Annotated in this window: 17 protein-coding genes; 10 read left to right on the plus strand and 7 right to left on the minus strand. The window is 71.1% G+C overall.

All coding sequences use genetic code 11. The features are described from left to right. Positions 1-96: 96 nt before the first annotated feature. Entirely contained in the window at positions 97-1476 is a 1380-nt protein-coding gene (locus E1267_RS27465; protein WP_132336425.1) for an FG-GAP and VCBS repeat-containing protein, read from the minus strand. A 154-nt stretch (positions 1477-1630) separates the two neighbouring features. On the opposite strand from E1267_RS27465, the gene E1267_RS27470 reads away from it, so the two are divergent. Beyond that, positions 1631-2863: a cytochrome P450 gene (locus E1267_RS27470; protein WP_132336427.1), complete on the plus strand. Its 1233-nt coding sequence runs from the start codon at positions 1631-1633 to the stop codon at positions 2861-2863. Positions 2864-2869: 6 nt separating this feature from the next. On the opposite strand, the gene E1267_RS27475 is transcribed toward E1267_RS27470, so the two are convergent. Continuing rightward, positions 2870-4318, minus strand: a complete 1449-nt coding sequence (locus E1267_RS27475) for an MFS transporter (RefSeq protein WP_132336429.1) — start codon at positions 4316-4318, stop codon at positions 2870-2872. A 13-nt stretch (positions 4319-4331) separates the two neighbouring features. Continuing rightward, on the minus strand, positions 4332-4940 hold the full coding sequence (locus tag E1267_RS27480; protein ID WP_132336431.1) for a TetR/AcrR family transcriptional regulator: 609 nt from the start codon (positions 4938-4940) through the stop codon (positions 4332-4334). A 57-nt stretch (positions 4941-4997) separates the two neighbouring features. Here E1267_RS27480 and E1267_RS27485 point away from each other — a divergent pair, with 57 nt between their 5' ends. After that, entirely contained in the window at positions 4998-5414 is a 417-nt protein-coding gene (locus E1267_RS27485; RefSeq protein ID WP_132336432.1) for a hypothetical protein, read from the plus strand. 7 nt (positions 5415-5421) lie between these two features. Here the strand turns inward: E1267_RS27485 and E1267_RS27490 are convergent, their stop codons facing one another. Both E1267_RS27490 and E1267_RS27495 read right to left on the minus strand, forming a co-directional pair. After that, entirely contained in the window at positions 5422-6066 is a 645-nt protein-coding gene (locus tag E1267_RS27490; RefSeq protein ID WP_132336434.1) for a biliverdin-producing heme oxygenase, read from the minus strand. Between the two features lie 117 nt (positions 6067-6183). Next, positions 6184-6483, minus strand: a complete 300-nt coding sequence (locus E1267_RS27495; RefSeq protein WP_132336436.1) for an alpha/beta hydrolase — start codon at positions 6481-6483, stop codon at positions 6184-6186. A gap of 173 nt (positions 6484-6656) precedes the next feature. Between E1267_RS27495 and E1267_RS27500 the strand changes: the two genes are divergently transcribed. The 6 genes from E1267_RS27500 to E1267_RS27525 all read left to right on the plus strand — a co-directional run bounded on the left by E1267_RS27500 (position 6657) and on the right by E1267_RS27525 (position 12557). Next, positions 6657-7460 carry an STAS domain-containing protein gene (locus E1267_RS27500; RefSeq protein ID WP_246064299.1) on the plus strand — a complete coding sequence of 268 codons (804 nt, stop codon included), beginning with the start codon at positions 6657-6659 and terminating at the stop codon, positions 7458-7460. Next, a complete protein-coding gene (locus E1267_RS45370) occupies positions 7460-7825 on the plus strand; it encodes an STAS domain-containing protein (protein ID WP_132336440.1) in 366 nt (121 codons plus the stop codon). Before E1267_RS27500 ends, E1267_RS45370 begins: the two co-directional genes overlap by 1 nt. After that, a complete protein-coding gene (locus tag E1267_RS27510) occupies positions 7822-8217 on the plus strand; it encodes an ATP-binding protein (protein ID WP_132336442.1) in 396 nt (131 codons plus the stop codon). Before E1267_RS45370 ends, E1267_RS27510 begins: the two co-directional genes overlap by 4 nt. 85 nt (positions 8218-8302) lie before the next feature. Beyond that, positions 8303-9307, plus strand: coding sequence for an ATP-binding protein (locus tag E1267_RS27515; RefSeq protein ID WP_132336444.1), 1005 nt, complete (start codon positions 8303-8305; stop codon positions 9305-9307). Continuing rightward, a complete protein-coding gene (locus E1267_RS27520) occupies positions 9304-10962 on the plus strand; it encodes an ATP-binding response regulator (RefSeq protein WP_132336446.1) in 1659 nt (552 codons plus the stop codon). The genes E1267_RS27515 and E1267_RS27520 overlap by 4 nt, the downstream gene beginning before the upstream one ends. After that, positions 10959-12557, plus strand: a complete 1599-nt coding sequence (locus tag E1267_RS27525; protein WP_132336448.1) for a fused response regulator/phosphatase — start codon at positions 10959-10961, stop codon at positions 12555-12557. Before E1267_RS27520 ends, E1267_RS27525 begins: the two co-directional genes overlap by 4 nt. 16 nt (positions 12558-12573) lie before the next feature. On the opposite strand, the gene E1267_RS27530 is transcribed toward E1267_RS27525, so the two are convergent. Together E1267_RS27530 and E1267_RS27535 are read right to left on the minus strand one after the other, a co-directional pair. Continuing rightward, a complete protein-coding gene (locus tag E1267_RS27530) occupies positions 12574-13599 on the minus strand; it encodes an ABC transporter ATP-binding protein (RefSeq protein WP_132336450.1) in 1026 nt (341 codons plus the stop codon). Beyond that, positions 13583-14584, minus strand: coding sequence for an ABC transporter ATP-binding protein (locus E1267_RS27535; RefSeq protein WP_132336452.1), 1002 nt, complete (start codon positions 14582-14584; stop codon positions 13583-13585). Before E1267_RS27535 ends, E1267_RS27530 begins: the two co-directional genes overlap by 17 nt. A 144-nt stretch (positions 14585-14728) precedes the next feature. Here E1267_RS27535 and E1267_RS27540 point away from each other — a divergent pair, with 144 nt between their 5' ends. Together E1267_RS27540 and E1267_RS27545 are read left to right on the plus strand one after the other, a co-directional pair. After that, the gene (locus tag E1267_RS27540) at positions 14729-15937 is read left to right on the plus strand and encodes a dipeptidase (protein ID WP_132336454.1); all 1209 of its coding nucleotides are present in this window, start codon (positions 14729-14731) and stop codon (positions 15935-15937) included. Further along, positions 15937-17520, plus strand: a complete 1584-nt coding sequence (locus tag E1267_RS27545; RefSeq protein ID WP_132336456.1) for an ABC transporter substrate-binding protein — start codon at positions 15937-15939, stop codon at positions 17518-17520. The genes E1267_RS27540 and E1267_RS27545 overlap by 1 nt, the downstream gene beginning before the upstream one ends. The last annotated feature ends 5 nt before the right edge of the window (positions 17521-17525 follow it).

The raw sequence follows: 17525 nt of genomic DNA on the forward strand, positions 1-17525 counted from the left end.
GATTCCGGGTCTGCCCGCTGCGATCCTGTGCCCGCCCGTCGTGCGGGAGGCCCGCGTGCGCGTCGCCCGTGGAAGGTTCGGACCCGGGCGATGTGGTCAGCCGAAGGCGTAGCCGTACAGGCCGGTGCCCTCGCTGAGCGGGCGTACCTTGCCCAGGCGCAGGCCCGGCCGGCGGGATCCGGGTGCGTACGCGACGAGCCCCTGGCCGGGCGCGGCCACCACGAGCGCGTACACCGGACGCCGCCGCGTCAGGGACCGGTGGCCGTCGCCCCACCCGGGCAGGGCGGTCACCGCGGCCCCGAAGTCGCGTCCTCTGCCCTTGACCAGCAGGTTCCCCTTCCGCGTGAGCCCGCCCGCCGTGCGTCCCGCCAGCACCTGGACGGCCTTCTCCCCGGGTACGCCGATGGCCAGGTCGTCCCTGCCGTCGCCGTTGAAGTCCCCGGCCGCCAGCGAGGCCCCGAACCGGTCGTAGTAGCGGGGTCTGCCGTCGAGGGTGTTCTGCGACCAGGCCTCGGTCCGGTCGGTACGCAGCCCGCCACGCGAGCCGTACAGCACGTCCACGGTGCCGTCGCCGTAGTCCATGGCCCGCTGGCCGGCGCTGAGCCCTTCGCCGGGTACGCCGATGGCCAGGTCGTCCTTGCCGTCGCCGTTGAAGTCGCCGGTGGCCAGCGCGGCCCCGAACCCGTCCCATTTCTCCGCGGCGCCCTTGATGCCCGGCGTGCTCTGATTGAGCAGCCGGGCACGTTTCGCGCGGACGTCGATGACGGTGGCCGAGCCCTGGCCGTCGTGGCTGATGCTGTCGGCGGGCGCTCCCACGACCAACTCGTCTTTGCCGTCCCCGTCGAAGTCGCCGGTGGTCAGCGCCGCGGCCCATTGGTCGGTGACGCGCGCGGGCTGCCGTACCCACCGGGTCTTCTGCGTGATCCGGTACGGCTTGCGTCCCTTCATCCAGTACACGGTCACGGCTCCGCCCGACCGGTGGCTGGGGGAGCCGACGGCCAGCTCGTCCCGGCCGTCGCCGTCGAGGTCGCCCGCGGCCAGGGACGCGCCGAACCGGTCGCTGGACGGTTCGGCGGGTGCCAGCCGCCGGCCGGCCACCAGGCCGCGGGGGGAGCCGTCGTAGATCTGCACGACCCCGTTCCCGTCGCCGCCGGGCACCCGCTCACCGGTGAACTCCTCCGACACCCCCACGGCCAGGTCCGCGCACCGGTCGCCGTTGAAGTCGCCGACGGCCAGCGCGGAGCCGAACGCGTCACCCGGCTCCGCGTCGTCCTGGACGAGCTTGGCCGTCCTGCCGGAGCTGTACGTCACGGTCACGGAACCGGCCCTGGCGTCGTCGTAGGGCGCGGCCACGGCCAGGTCGGGGCGCCCATCGGCGTTGAAGTCGAGCGGCCGGCCGGTGCACGAGCGGGCCGTCGCCGGGGTCGTACCGGTGAGGAGGGGAAGGACCAGGCAGGCGGCGAGCACAGCGTTCATACCGCAAGTCATGACCGGGCGGGTCGAACCAGATCTGAACGGCGCGGGAACGGGCCAGGAGGGCGGGATGCACATCGCCCGCCGCCCGCGGCAAGCCCCGCGAGCGCGGGGTTTTCCGTACGGGAGCGGCGTGGGACCGTGCCAGGATAGTCGGGTGGACGACATCGACCTCGCTGATCTGGATTTCTGGCGCAAGCCGCTCAAGGAACGCAACGAAGCGTTCGCCCGGCTTCGCCTGCTGGAGCTTCCGGTGTTCTTCCCGGAGAAGAAGGTGCCGCTCCTCCGCTCGGGCAAGGGCTTCTACGCCCTCGTACGCCACGCGGACGTCGTCGAGGCCAGCCGCAACGCCAAGGTGTTCTCCAGCGAGCCCGCCGTCACCAACCCGGAGCCGCCCGGCTGGGTGAAGCAGGTGTTCGGGGAGTCGATGGTCAACATGGACGATCCCCGGCACGCGCGCCTGCGCAGGATCGTCACGCGTTCGTTCAGCCCGAAGATGCTGGCCGGCCTGCAGAGCGACATCGAGGCGGCCTGCGCCGGCATCGTCGACGACGTGGTCAAGGAGGGCCCGCGCGACTTCGTCTCCCAGGTCGCCGCCCGGCTGCCCATCCACGTCATCTGCGACATGCTGGACATCCCGCAGGAGTTGCGGGCCAAGGTGCACCAGCACGTCGACATCTCCACCGCCTACACCGGCGTGCGCCCGAGCCTGGCCCGCAGCGTCCAGATGGCCGGCCAGAACATGCTGGCCCTGCTCGCCCTGCAGCGCATGGTCATCAAGCTCGGCCACGAGCGCGTCGCCGACCCCAAGGGCGACCTCGTCTCCCTCCTGGTCAACGCCAACCCCGACGGGGAGAAGCTGACCGACAAGGAGCTCGGCTCGTTCTTCGCGCTGCTCCTGGTCGCGGGCAACGAGACGGCGCGCAACACGATGGCCCACGGCATCAAGCTGCTCACCGACAACCCGGCCCAGCGCGAACTGCTGATGAGCGACTTCGACACCCACATCAACGGCGCCATCGAGGAGATGGTCCGCTACGTGTCGCCGATCATGCAGTTCCGGCGCACGGTCACCGAGGACTACACGCTGCGCGGCCTTGAGCTGAAGAGGGGCGACAAGGTCGTGCTCTTCTACGGCTCGGCCAACCGGGACGAGTCGGTCTTCCCCGACCCCGACAGGTTCGACATCACCCGCGACACCAAGCCGCACGTCGGCTTCGGCGGCCCCGGCCCGCACTTCTGCCTCGGCGCCAACCTGGCCAGGCAGGAGCTGCGCGCGATGTTCCGCGAGCTGCTGACCCGGCTGCCCGGCATCCGCTCGGTCGGCGAGCCCGAACTGCTCCTGTCGAACTTCGACAACAGCGTGCGCAGCCAGGCGTTCGCCTTCTGACCGTCGTCAGTCGTCGGCGGCGAGCACGTTCGACCTGATGGTGAACGACGTGATCAGCGCCGCCAGCAGCATCATGGCGGCGCTGATGAGCATGGCCGTCCTGAATCCCGCGTCGAACACCGGCGGGTTCTCGAACGCGTCGCCGACCAGGCCGACCACCGGCGGCACCGCGGCCACCGCGAAGAGGCTGCCGGTGCGGGCCACCGCGTTGTTGACGCCGCTGGCCGTGCCCGCGTGGCGGTCCTCGACCGTGGCCAGCACGGTCGCGGTCAGCGGCGCGACCACCCCCGAAAGCCCCAGCCCGAAGACGAACACGGCGGGCAGCACCTGGAGCGGATAGGACGCGCCGTACCCGATGGTGCTCATCCACAGGAAACCGGCGCCCGCCAGCAGCAGCCCGCCCGTCATCGGCCAGCGCGGCCCGATCCGCTTGGCCAGCTCACCGGCCCGCCCCGACAACGCCATCATGAGGATCGTCGTGGGGAACATCGCCAGCCCGGCGGCGATGGGGGAGAAGCCGGAGACGACCTGGAGCTGCACCACGAGCAGGAAGAACACCACGCCCATGGCCGCGTACATGATCAACGTCACCACGTTGACGGCCGTGAACACGCGGTCTCGGAAGATGTCGGCGGGCACCAGCGCGTCCGGAGACCGGCGCACCTCGACCGCCACGAACGCCGCCCCCAGCAGCAGCCCGGCGAGCAGCGGCGCCGGGGCGCCCCGCTGGATCAGCCCGTAGGTGATCCCGGCCAGCGCCAGCGCCGCGAGGACCGCGCCCAGCACGTCGAAGCGCCCCGCGGCCTGCTCGTCCCTGCTCTCGGGCACGTGCCGCAGGGCGACGAACACGATGAGCGCGGCGAACGGGAGGTTGATCAAAAACGCCCACCGCCATCCGGCGGTCTGCACCAGCCACCCGCCCAGCAGCGGTCCGACGGCGCTGGCCACGCCGCCGAGCCCCGACCACGTGCCCACGGCGCGCGGCCGGTCGCGCCGGACGAACGACGCCTGGATGATCGCCAGCGAGCCGGGCGTGAGCAGCGCGCCGCCCACGCCCTGCAAGGCCCTGGCCGCGATGAGGAACTCGATGCTCGGCGACAGCCCGCACAGCGCGGAGGCGACGGCGAACCACACGACGCCGATGACGAAGAGGGTGCGCCGGCCGTAACGGTCACCGAGCGAGCCGCCGAGCAGGATCAGCCCGGCGAGGGTGAGCGTGTAGGAGTTGATCGTCCATTGCAGCCCCGCCATGCCGGCGTCGAGCTCGCTGCCGAGGTAGGGCAGCGCGACGTTGACCACGGTGCTGTCGAGCAGCGCCAGACCCGAGCCCAGCACCGTCGCGAACAGGATCCAGCGCCCGCGCGCCGACCTGAGCTCGACGTGCTCATCGACGTGCTCATCGACGTGCTCGCCGACGTGCTCACCGGCGGGCTGCTCCTCGGGCCCGGAGGTCATAGGCCCCATCCTGTCACCGGGGCGCGGCTTCGCCCCCGAGGGCTCGCAGCACGAACGCGGTGACCAGCTCGGCGGCCGCCGCCACCGTGACGTCGCCGCTGATCAGCGGCACCCGCTCCGCGCCGATGACGGCGAGGATCATCCGGGCCGTGGCCGGCACGTCTAGCACCTGGAAGTCGCCCGACGCCTGGCCGCTCTCCAGGATCTCGACGAGGACACGCTGCATGGGCGCGACGTGCTCGGCCAGCCGCTGGTAGGCGTCGGGCCCGAGCGTGGCGCTCAGGTCGGCGGCGCCCGGATGCGGGTGGGCGAGCAGGCCGTCCAGCTGGAGGCGTACGAACGCCCGCAACCGGTCGGCGGGGGAGGCGCCGGCGGGCAGCTCCCGCTCGTAGCTGTCGATGAAGTAGTGGGTCACCCGCTCGGTGAACGCCAGCAGCAGCGCGGTCTTGTCGGGGAAGTAGTTGTAGAGCACGGTGCGCGTGATGCCGGCCTCGCCTGCCACGTCGGTCATCGAGATGGCGTCGATGCCCTGCTCCCTGGACAGCCGCGAGACGGCCTGCAGGATGCGGTCGCGCGTCTGGGCGCGGTGCTCGCCGATGGTGGCGGCGGAGATCCGGGGCATATGCCCATGGTAGGCCGTACGGGCGATCACGCCCGCGGAACATACAGGACGTAGGGCGTGCTCAACGCGCTCAACTTCATGATGATCGGCCACCATCGGCACAAGACTCCCGGCGTCCTCAGTCCGGCGAGCATCTTCATCCGCGACTCGGTGTCCGGCGCTGTCGTCCATGAAGGGCCGGACGCCGGAGGGGCGCCGGGGCTGGTCGGCGAGCTCGTGACGTGGCTCGACGAGGGCGACATCGAGGAGCCGAGCTGCGTACGGGCCGCGATGGCCACTGAGAGCGCATCACATGCAGGCGCAACGCGTACGTCGCCGGCTCGCGGGGGCGGGCGAGATTGGACCCTGCCGGAGGAGCGGGTCGACGCCGACGGGCTCAACGAGGCCGGCCACCGGCTGGCCGGGATCAAGGCCGACGTCGCCGGGCGCGCCACCCCGCCGCGCGACCCCTGCGACGAGCGGGCCGGTCGGTAGCTCCGGGTCAGGCGGCGGCCCTGACGGTGTGAAAAAGCTCGGCGAGGACGTCGGTGTTGAGCCGGTAGGCGCGCTTGACCTCGCCGATGACGCGCTGACGCTCGTTCTCGTCGAGCTCCAGCGCGTCGAGCCGGGAGCGGTATTCGTTCTTGAACCGGGGCAGGCTGCCGAGCTCGTCGAAGAAGTAGAAGTCCACGCCCCCGCCCCTGGCGTAGCCGTAGATCTTCTGCAGCTCCATGCGGATGAACTGCCCGCCGGACAGGTCGCCGAGGTAGCGGGTGTAGTGGTGGGCGATGTAGCCGCCCGGCCAGCCGGCCGTCTCGCGGATGCGCGCCACGAGGGCTTCGGTGGACGCGGACGGCGTGATGCGCTCGCGCCAGCGCGGCCCGTAGACGGTGGCCAGATCGCGTTCGAGAGCGGGCTCGCGATAGAGCTCCGGGAAGACGAAACGGCCGGCCACCGGGTGCCCCGCCAGCTCCCGTGACACCCCGTCGAGCGCGGTGTAGGCGAAGTAGTGCTGGGCGACCATCTCGCCGTATTCGTGCTCACTCAACCGGCCGGCCATGAGCTCGGTGAGATAGCCCTCGGACTCGGCCGACTGGTGGTCGGCCCAGGTGGCGTTTCTCAAGCTCTCGGAGAACGACGTCGTCACAGCTCACCTCAAGTCCGCTGGTGTTTCATGACGAAGTGTCACAAACGGCGCCCGCCGGCGTCAAGCTGATGACGACACCATGTCATCAAAGTTCCTCCTACCCGCGGACAGCCGCGGTCAAGCGGTGACCTGCCCGGATCGCCCCAGCGCGATCATGGTCAGGTTGCGCAGCGAAGCGGTGCCGGGCGCGAAGTAGTCGCTGTGCCCTCCGGAACCCGCGTCGAACACGCGGGCGCCGAAGGCGGCCACGTCGGAGACCGGCAGGCCGGGCATGGCCTTGGCGCACACCACCGAACCGTAGCTGTGGCACAGCAACAGCTCACCGTAGATCTTCACCAGCCTCCCGCCCGGCGGCGCCGGCAGCAGCAGGAACACGCCGGTCGCGACAAGCCCGGCGAGGGCGAAGTTTCTGAACATGCCGCGACCGTGCGGAAGCCGCCGGGTCGTCCGCGTCCCCGCCCGGTTTGGACCCTCGCGTAGTACTCGGGGGTGACTCTGGGCAGAGAAGGGTGTACCGGGGGATGCCAGGAGTGCACACCGAGAACCCCCTTGGAGAGATTTTGTCCGATCAAGCAGACGTGGAACGGCGTGTGGGCGAGTTGCTCCGCGACCATGAAGAACAGGTCGTCAACCGGTGGGCGCAGTCGGTCGACGCGCCGCGCGACGAACTGCTGGAGCTCTACCGCGCCATCCTCGGCGCCATCGAGCAGGGCGGAGGCGACCTCGCCGACCTCCGTGGCCTGCTCACCGAGCTGTCGCGGTCGCGGGCTCGCGTCGGCTACTCGCCCGCCGAGACCTCCAAGGCCGTCTTCGGCCTGAAGGGGGCCTTCTACGAAATCGTGGTCGCCGACGCCGACACCGAGGTGCTGCGCGGATTCATCCGGTTCGCCCGTCTCATCGACGACCTCGGCCTGTTCACGTTCGAGGCGTACGCCGAAGCCCGCGAGAAGATCATCATGGACCAGGCCGAGCAGTTGCTCGAACTGTCCACCCCTGTGGTCAAGCTCTGGGACGGCATCCTGGCCGTGCCGCTGATCGGCACGCTCGACTCGGCCCGCACCCAGGTCGTCATGGAGAAGCTGCTGGAGGCGCTGGTCGAGACCGGCGCCGAGCACGCGGTCATCGACATCACCGGCGTCCCGGCCGTCGACACCCAGGTCGCCCAGCACCTGCTCAAGACCGTGTTCGCGGCACGGCTCATGGGCGCCGAATGCGTCATCTCCGGCATCCGCCCGCAGATCGCGCACACCATCGTCACGCTCGGCATCGAGTTCGGCGACATCGTGACCAAGACGTCGCTGGCCGACGCGCTCGCCCACGCCTTCAGACGAAGCGGCGTGCAGGTGAGCGGCCGGCCGGCCACGCACGTCACCGTACGGGCGGAGCAGGCGTAGTGGATCGGGTGCCCATTCTCAAGCTCGGCGACCTGCTGATCGTCTCGATCCAGGTGGACCTGGACGACCAGAGCGTGCTCGTTCTGCAGGAGGACCTGGCCGCGGCGGTCGTCTCCCGCGGCGCCAAGGGAGTGATCATCGACATCTCCGCCGTCGAGATCGTCGACTCGTTCACCGGGCGGATGCTGGCCACGATCGCCGCGATGTGCCGCATGCTCGACGCGCACGCCGTGGTCGTCGGCATGCGGCCGGCCGTGGCGATCACGCTCGTGGAGCTCGGCCTCTCACTCGGCGGCGTCCGTACGGCACTCGATCTGGAGAAAGGGGTGGCGCTGCTGAACCACGTCGGAGGCACGGCGCGGTGACCCGCGAGGCGGTCATCGAGAGCAGCGCCGACGTCGTGGCGGTACGCCGGCTCGTCAGGAGCGCCGCCATCGAGGTGGGCTTGTCGCTCATCGACCAGACCAAGATCATTACGGCCGCCAGTGAGCTGGTGCGCAACGCCCTCGTCTACGCGGGGCGGGGCGAGCTGCGCGTGGACGTCGTCGAGAACGGGGCGAAGCGCGGGCTCAGGCTGGTCGTCAACGATGAAGGGCCGGGCATCCCGGACATCGAGCAGGCGCTCACCGACGGCTGGACCACCGGCACGGGCCTCGGACTCGGGCTCGGCGGGTCACGCCGGCTGGTGGACGAGTTCGACCTGCTCTCCAAGCCGGGGCAGGGCACGACGGTGACGGTGACGAAATGGGCCCGGTGACGAATGGACGCGATGACGAATGGGCCGGGCGACCGAGTGGGCCCGATACCGAGCTGGCCCGGTACCGAATGGGTCAGGTGACGCCATGGGGCACGTGACCAGCCGGCGGACGGGCGCCTGGATCCGCGCGGAGGACACCAGCGCGGTGGGCGCCGTACGCCGGCGGGCCGTCGAGCTGGCCGGTCTGGCCGGATTCGACGCGACGCAGGCCGGGCAGGTGGCGGTGGCCGTCAGCGAGGCGGTGTCCAACCTCGTCAAGCACGCCGTCGAGGGCAGCGTCATGGTCCGCATGGACCCCGAGCCCCCCGCCACGGTGGAGTTCGTCGCGATCGACGCGGGGCCGGGCATGGCCGACATCGCCCGCGCCCTGCGCGACGGCTACTCCTCCGTGGGGACGCTCGGCATCGGCATGGGCGCCATCGCCCGCATCGCGACCGGCTACGACGTGCACTCCCTGCCCGGCAGAGGCACCGTGCTCGCGATGTACTTCACCGCGGGCCGCGAACCCGCTCCGCCGGCGCACGCCAGCGGCCTGACCCGGCCCATCGGCGACGAGCAGGTGTGCGGCGACTCCTTCGCCATCTCCACCACGGGAGCCGCCACCACCATCATGGTCTGCGACGGGCTGGGCCACGGTCACATCGCGGCGCAGGCCTCCCAGCTGGCCGTCGAGCTGTTCCTTCAGGCGCCGGAGCGTGAGCCGCTGGCCATCGTCGACCGCCTGCACCGGGGGATGGGCGTCACGAGAGGAGGGGCGCTCGCGGTGGCCCGGCTGGGCGGCGGCTCGGTGACCTACGCGGGGCTCGGCAACGTCTCCGGCTGGGTCGCGCACGCCCAGGGACGGCAGGGCATGGTGTCGGTGCCGGGCATCGCCGGTCACCAGGGGGCGCGGTTGCGGCAGCACACGTACGAGCTGCCCGGCCACGCCACCGTGATCATGCACTCCGACGGGATGTCGGAGCGCTGGGACCCGGCGCACATGCCCGGCCTGTTCGCCCGCACCCCCGCCGTGATCGCCGCCGGCCTGCTGCGCGAGGCCGGCACCAGGCGCGACGACGTGTGCGTGGTGGCGGCGAGGCCGGGCTCGTGAAGGCGGCCACGGAGCTCATCAGGGTCCGGCTCGACGCCGGCCAGGACGTGTTCGTGCTGCGCCGCCTCGGCCGCGCCGCCGCCGAGCTGGCCGGCCTGGAGCCGCAGGACCAGGTACGGGTGGCGACGGCGCTCAGCGAGGTCGGCAGGGAGGTCTACGGCCGCGGCGCGCTCGCGGTGATCGCGCTCGGCGAGGACGAACTGCTGATCACCGTGACCCACGGAGAACGCTCGGGCCTGGCCGGGTCGGAGGGCGTCAGGCTGGCGGGCCGGCTGGTCGACCGGGTCGAGCTCGGCGACGGGCGTGTCACGCTCGCCAAGCGGTTGCGGCCGCGGCCGCGGCGCGGCCCGATCTCCGACCTCCGCGACCGGCTGACCAGGCTCTCTCCCGTCTCCGCACTCGAGGAGCTGCGGGACCAGAACCGGGAACTGGCCGACTCCCTGGACGACGTGCTGCGGCTCAACGCCGAGCTGCAGGAGACCAACACGGGCGTGCTGGCGATGTACAACCAGCTCTCCGCCGAGCTGGAGGAGACCAACAGGGGAGTGGTCGCCCTCTACGCCGAGCTGGATGAGAAGTCCAGTCAGCTCCGCGAGGCCAACGAGGCGAGGAACCGCTTCTGGGCCACCATCAGCCACGAGCTGCGCACCCCGCTCAACTCGGTCATCGGCCTGGTCGGGCTGCTGACCGGGCCGGGCGGCGATCCGCTGACCGAGGAGCAGGCCCACCAGGTCGAGCTCATCGGCAACTCGACCAGGACGCTGCTGGCGCTCGTCAGCGAGCTGCTCGACATGGCCAAGGCCGAGTCGGGCCGCCTCGACCCGCACCCCACTACGGTCAGCCTGACGGACGTGGCCGAGCACCTGCACGTGACGATGCGCCCGACGCGCGTGCGGGGCGGCGTCGAGCTGAGCCACCACGTGGCGCCCGAGGCCGCGGTGCTGCACGTGGACGAGGGCATGCTCGTCACGATCCTGCGCAACCTGCTGTCCAACGCGCTGAAGTTCACCGATAGCGGCGAGGTGCGGCTGGAGGCCCGCGTCGACGACGACAGGAACGAGATCGTCATCACGGTGACCGACACCGGCATCGGCATCCCGCCCGAGCACCTGAGGCGCGTGTTCGAGGACTTCTACCAGGTGCCGGGCTCCTTCCAGGTCGGGGCCAGGGGCACCGGCCTCGGCCTGCCGTACGCGCGCCGGCTGGCCGAGGCGCTCGGCGGCACCCTTGAGCTGGCCAGCACGCCGGGCGAGGGCACCACCGCCGCGCTCAGGCTGCCTCACCACGGCGGCCCGCCCGAGATGGAGCGGGTGCTCGTCGCCGACGACGACGAGGTCTTCCGCGCGGCCGCCCGCCGCATGCTGCACGGCTTCGCCGTTCACGTCGACGAGGCGGCCGACGGTGCCGCCGCCCTGGAGGCGATGGCCGCCGAGCCGCCCGACGTGGTGCTCGTCGACCTGCTCATGCCGCGCGTGGACGGGCACGCGCTGCTGCTGCGGATGGCCGAGGACGATCGGCTGAGCCGGATCCCCGTGGTCGTGGTGACCGTGCAGCCGCAGCACGCGCCGGAGGGCAAGGCGGTGCTGTCCAAGCAGGGGCTGCGCCGGGACCAGCTGATCCAGGCCATCCGCCAGGCGAGAGGGGGCGGAGCGTGACGCAGCAGCAGCTCGCCCCCGCGGCGGGCACGCAGCCGGGAACCGTGCTCGTGGTCGACGACACGCCGACCAAGCGCTACATCCTCGCGAGATGGCTGCGCAGGTCCGGGCACGACGTGGTCGAGGCGAGCGGAGGGGAGGAGGCGCTGCGCAAGCTGGCCGAGGGACCGATCGACCTGGTCGTCCTCGACGTACGGCTGCCCGACATATCCGGGTTCGAGGTGTGCGAGCGGATCAAGGCCGATCCGGCCACCGCGTCGATCCCCGTCGTCCAGGTGTCGGCCAACGCCATCACGGTGGCCGACCGCGCGGAAGGGCTGGAACGCGGCGCCGACGCGTACCTGATCGAGCCGATCGAGCCCGCCGAGTTCGCCGCCACCGTGCGGGCCATGCTGCGCTACTACCGGGCACGGTGGCGGGCCGAGCTCATGGCCCGGCGGCTGGCCAGGCTGGCCGACGTGACGCTCAGGATGAACGAGGCGGAGACGTTCGACCAGATGCTCGGTGTGGCCGCCGAGGGCACGTCCGACCTGCTCGGCCGCTTCTGCGGCGCTCTGGCGCTGCTGCCGGAGGGCAGGACGCGGCGCTCCTGCGCCCGGCCGGGCGAGCCGGCCACCTCCCACACGGCCGGCCCCGAGGTGCTCGACCGGCTCTCCCGTACGGTGCCCGAGGGAGCCGCGCGGGCCCAGGTCTTCACGGTGGAAGCCGCGGGCTGGCGGGCCCTCCTGCCCGGCGTGGACGTCGAAGGCCCGACCACCGGCGTGCTCTGCCGGACGAGGAAGTCCAGGTCCCCGGTCTACCTGGGCGTGGCGAGCGGCCCGCCGCTCGACGCCGACGAGGTCAACCTGCTGCGCCAGGTGGGCCAGCAGCTGGCGCTGGCCGTAGACGCGCTGCGCGCCTACACCGAGGAGCACGCGATCGCGCTCACCCTGCAGCGCAGCCTGCTTCCCACCGGCATCCCCGACGTGCCCGGCCTGCGCCTGGCCATGCGCTACCAGCCGGCCGTGGACAACGTCGAGGTCGGCGGAGACTTCTACGAGGTGCTGCCGATCGACCACCGGGTGCTGGTGGCGATCGGCGACGTGGAGGGCCACTCGCTGCACGCCGCGACCGTGATGGCGGAGATCCGCCACGCCATGCGGGCCACGCTCATCGTCCAGGTCGACCTGAGCGCCACGCTCGACCTGCTCAACCGGATGGTACGGCGCTACCACCCGCGCGTGACGGCCACCCTCTGCCTGGTGCTCATCGACCCGGTCACGGGCGAGGTCGAGGTGGCCAACGCCGGCCACATCCCGCCCCTGCTCGCCGGGCCCCGTTCCGCCTACCACAGCCTGGGCAACCTGCTGCTGGGCGTCCTGCCGGAGCGCTACGAGGTCGACCGGCTGAAGCTGCCGCCCGGCGGCACAATGGTGCTGTTCACCGACGGCCTGGTGGAGGACCGCACCACCACGCTCGACGCCGGCCTGGAGGTGGCCAGGCGGCTGGCGGAGACGGTCGAGAACGACCTGGAGCAGTTCGCCGAGCGCTTCCTGGGGGCGTTCGGCGTACGCGAGGACGACGTCGCGCTGGTCGTCCTGCGCCGGGAGCCGTGAGCCCGGGGCCGGTACGTCAGGACGGCCGTTCGGCGTGGTGACAGGCGGCGTCGTGGCCGCCTTCGGCGACGGGCTCGAGCGCGGGTTCCTGCCCGGCGCACCGGTCGGTCGCCTTCCAGCAGCGGGTGTGGAAGCGGCAGCCGGGCGGCGGCGCCACCGGGCTCGGCGGGTCTCCGGCCAGCATGATGCGCTTGCGTCCGCGCAGCCGCGGCTTGGCCGCGGGGGCCGCCGACAGCAGGGCCATCGTGTACGGATGCGCGGGGCTGCCGTACACCGCGGCCGCCGGCCCGGTCTCCGCCAGCCTGCCCAGGTACATCACGGCCACGCGGTGCGACACGTGCCGTACCACGGCCAGGTCGTGGGCGATGAACACCAGCGCCACCCCGAGCGTGCGCTGCAGTTCGGCGAACAGGTTGACCACCTGCGCCTGCACCGACATGTCCAGCGCCGAGACCGGCTCGTCGCACACGATCACGTCCGGCTCGGTGGCCAGCGCGCGGGCGATGCCGATGCGCTGCCGCTGGCCGCCGGAGAACTCGTGCGGGTAGCGGTTCATCCGCTCGGGCGGCAGGCCCACCAGCGACAGCAGCTCTCCGACCCGCTCGCGCAGGGCGCGGGCGTCCGCGCACAGCCGGTGCACGCGCAGCGGCTCGGCCACGATGTCGAGCACGGTCATGCGGGGATTGAGCGAGGTCAGCGGGTCCTGGAAGACCATCTGGACGCGGCGGCGGATGTCGCGCGGCACGCCGCCGCGGGTGAAGAACGGCCGGTCGCGGAAGGTCACCTCGCCCTGGTCGGGGCGTTCGAGGCCGACCAGCATGCGGGCCAGCGTGGACTTGCCGCAGCCGGACTCGCCGACGATGCCCAGAGTCTCCCCGGCCCGCAGCTCCAGGTCCACGCCCGCGACCGCGCGTACGGCGCCGCCGCGCGAGAGCATCCCGCCGCGGTAGGTCTTGTGCAGCCCGGTGGCGCGCAGCACCGTCTCGCCCGGCCCGGCGGTGGTGGGCGAGGCGGTGGCGGCGGGTTCAGGCGGGGGCGCCATCGAGCATCTCCTTCACGTGGTGGCAGGCGGCGTACCGGCCGGCGCCGGTCCCGAGCGGCGCGAGCACCGGGCGGTTGCCGGTGCACACGTCGCTCGCCCGCTCGCAGCGAGGGGCGAACGAGCATCCGGGTGGCGTGAGTGCGGGGCTGGGCGGCGCTCCGGGGATGGCGCGCAGCTCCGACGCCGGCCTGTCCAGGTCGGGCACGGCGGCGAGCAGCGCGGCCGTGTACGGGTGGGCCGGCCGGTCGTACAGCTCCTCGGCCCGGCCGCTCTCCACGATGCGGCCCGCGTACATCACCGCGACCTGGTCGCTGACCTCGGCGGCCACCCCCAGGTCGTGGGTGATGAGCAGGACGGCGGTGCCGAGCTCGCGCCGCAGCCGGTCGATGAGCTCCAGGATCTGCGCCTGCACGGTGACGTCGAGGGCGGTGGTCGGCTCGTCGGCGATGATCAGGTCGGGTTCGAGCGCCACCGCCATGGCGACGAGGATGCGCTGCCGCATGCCTCCGGAGAACTGGTGGGGGTAGTCGCCGATCCGCGTGGCCGCCGCCGGGATGCCCACCAGGTCGAGCAGTTCGACCGAGCGGGACCTCGCCTCTTTGCGGGACAACCCCTGGTGGACGCGGAAGAGCTCCCCGATCTGGTCGCCGATGCTCAGCACCGGGTTGAGCGCCGACAGGGCGTCCTGGAAGACCAGGGTCATGGCGCTGCCGCGCAGCGCCCGGCGTTCCTCGGCGGACATGGCGAGCAGGTCGCGGCCGCCGAGCCGGGCGGACGCCGAGCGCACCTCCACGCCGGGCTGGTCGAGCAGCCCCATGACGGCCTTGGCGGTGACGGACTTGCCCGAGCCCGACTCGCCGAGCAAGGCCAGTGTCTGGCCGCGCTCGATGGTCAGGTCCACCCCGCGCACCGCGTGGATCTCCCGCCCGCGCGGGGTGAACGTGACGTGGAGCTCACGGATCTCCAGAACCGGTGACTCGCCCACCGCACCCCTTCCTCACTGGCCGGACGATTCACTGTGCCGAATGATGGCGTGTGATTACCGCCTGACGCTGAAAAACACCATTGATGTTGTCTTATGAGCCTGATCCTGGCAAACTTCCGACAATCGGACAAGAGGGGATATCAAGTGCTGGAAGCCGCGAAGAGCTACAAGGGCTACCGTTCCTACGAATACCTGGAGGCGGGCGCCGACTACCGCACGTTCGACCTGGCGCCCGAACTCGGCCGGGTCCCCGCGTACCAGGGGCCCGAGCTCACCACCGAGCAGTCCGAGCGCGTCCGCCGCCTGCTGACCGACAACCTCGTCGTCTCCCTGCACGACCACCCGTCGGTCTTCCCCGACGACATCCGCCAGACCGTCGACTACAACCGCACCGCCCGCCACCACACCGGCTTCGAGGGCCTGGCCCGCTCCGGCATGACCGTCGTCTTCGACAACCTCATGGACGGCACCTGCTGCATCACCAGCCAGGCCGGCTGGAAGTGGAACGACGTGGTCGCCGACATCGGCATGCGCCTGTCGGACCTCGCCCACCAGGACTACGTCATCAAGGTCGAGCGCCTGGCCGACGTGCACGAGGCGCACTCCAGCGGCCGCGTCGGCCTCGTGCTCGCCCTCGAGGCCGCCACCATGATCGAGAACGAGGTCGACAGGATCGACATGCTGTACGGCTTCGGCGTACGGCAGATGGGCATCGCCTACAGCGAGGCCAACGCCCTGGGCAGCGGCCTCAAGGAGCGCGGCGACGGCGGCCTGACCCTGTTCGGCGAGAAGGCCGTGCGCCGCATGAACAAACTGGGCATCGCCATCGACGTCTCCCACTCCGGCGACCAGACCTCGCTCGACACCATCCGCCACTCCACCAAGCCGATCCTCATCACCCACGCGGGCGCCCGCGCGGTCTGGCCGACCAACCGCATGAAGCCCGACTCCGTCATCAAGGCGGCGGCCGAGCGCGGCGGCGTGATCGGCCTGGAGGCGGCCCCGCACACGACGCTGTCGCCCGACCACCCCCGTCACAGCCTGGAGTCGGTCATGGACCACTTCACGTACTGTGTGGACCTGGTCGGCATCGACCACGTCGCGTTCGGCCCCGACACGCTCTTCGGCGACCACGTCGGACTGCACGACACGTTCGCCGAGCACCTGTCGCTCAACGAGGCGCACGCCGGCATCGCCTACGACAAGGTGCCGTACGTCGACGGCCTGGAGAACCCCGCCGAGTGCTTCTGGAACATCATCGCCTGGCTGGTCACCCACGGTTACTCCGACGAGGAGATCACCAAGGTGGTCGGCGGCAACGTCATGCGCGTGCTGGAAGAGGTCTGGATCTGATGAGACGTGCCACCGTCCTGGGCGCGCTGGCCGCCCTGGCCGTCGCGCTGACCGCCGCGTGCGCCCCGAGCGTGCCCGGCTCGTCGCAGCCGACCGGCGGATCCGGCGCGCCCGCCGAGGCCGGCCGGCTGACCATCGGCACCACCGCCGACGTGGTCAACTACAACCCGCTGGTCGGCAACAGCCGTACGGACTCGTGGGTCACCAGCCTGATGTACCCGCATCTGACCCAGATGGACGGCGCCGGCAAGCGCGTCCCCTACCTGGCGACCGAGTGGTCCTACTCCGATGACGGCAAGACCGCCACGGTCAAGCTGCGCGACGACATGAAATGGTCCGACGGCAGGCCGGTCACCGCCGACGACGTGGTGTTCTCGGTGACGGCGGTGCAGAAGGAGAAGTTCGGCGTGGTCGCCGGGCTCATCACGGCGCTGGACAAGGCGAAGGCCGTCTCACCCACCGAGGTCGAGTTCGCCCTCAGCCGCCCGGACGGCACGTTCCTGGACAATGTCGGCTTCTGGCTGCCGATCGTGCCCAAGCACGTGTTCGAGAAGGCGCCCAGCGTGCAGAAGTTCGCCAACGACTCCGACTGGGTGAGCGCGGGCCCGTTCAAGCTCACCAAGGTCGAGCGCGGCCAGCGCTACATCATGGAGCGCGTCGACGACTTCGGCCCCGGCAAGCCGGTGATCAAGGAAGTCGTCTTCCGGGTCTTCCCCGACGTGAACACCGAGGTGCTCGCCCTGCGCAACGGCGAGATCGACCTCATCGGCAACGTGCTGCCGCCCGCCACCGCGGCCGAGCTGAAGACCGATCCGAAGGTCAAGCTCCAGCAGATCCCGTCGCTGGGCTGGGCGCACCTGCAGTACAACACCAAGCGCAAGCCGCTGGACGACGTCCGCGTCCGCAGGGCGCTCGCGCACGCCGTCGACTACGAGGCCATCAGGAAGATCGCGCTCAAGGGCTACGCCAAGTCGTCCAACTCCAGCGTGCTCACCCCCTCGCTGCCCGACTACGCCGACCTCGCGGCGAAGGAGTACGCCTTCGACCCCGAGCAGTCCAAGAAACTGCTGGCGGAGGCGGGCGTGAGCAACCTCAGCCTGAACATGATCTACGACCAGGCCGACCCGAACATCGCCCGCTGGGCCCCCATGGTCCGCGACGCGGCGAAGAAGGCCGGTATCACGATCAAGCTGCAAGGCCTGGAGCGCAACACGTACCTCGACAAGACCACCAAGCGGGACTTCGACATCTACGCCGGGTCGTGGGCGGTCATGGACAACCCGCCCGCCAACCTCGGCCTGGCCTTCAAGACCGGCGGGTTCATCAACTACGCCCAGGTCAGCGACCCCAAGCTGGACGACCTGATCGACCAGGGGCAGCGGGCGCTCACCCAGGAGGAGGCCAAGAAGCCGATCCAGGAGGCCGCGAGGATCATCCACGACCAGGTCTACGACAACGTCCTGTACGTGGAGACGTTCAACATCGCCCACTCCACGAAGTGGACCGGGTTCAAGCCGATGCCGAGCGAGCTGCTGTCCATCCTGAACCCGCTCTCCCTCGCCGCGGCGAAGCCGGCGGGCTGATCCCC

Origin of the sequence: Nonomuraea longispora, from assembly GCF_004348345.1 — a bacterium.
Lineage (GTDB): Bacteria > Actinomycetota > Actinomycetes > Streptosporangiales > Streptosporangiaceae > Nonomuraea > Nonomuraea longispora.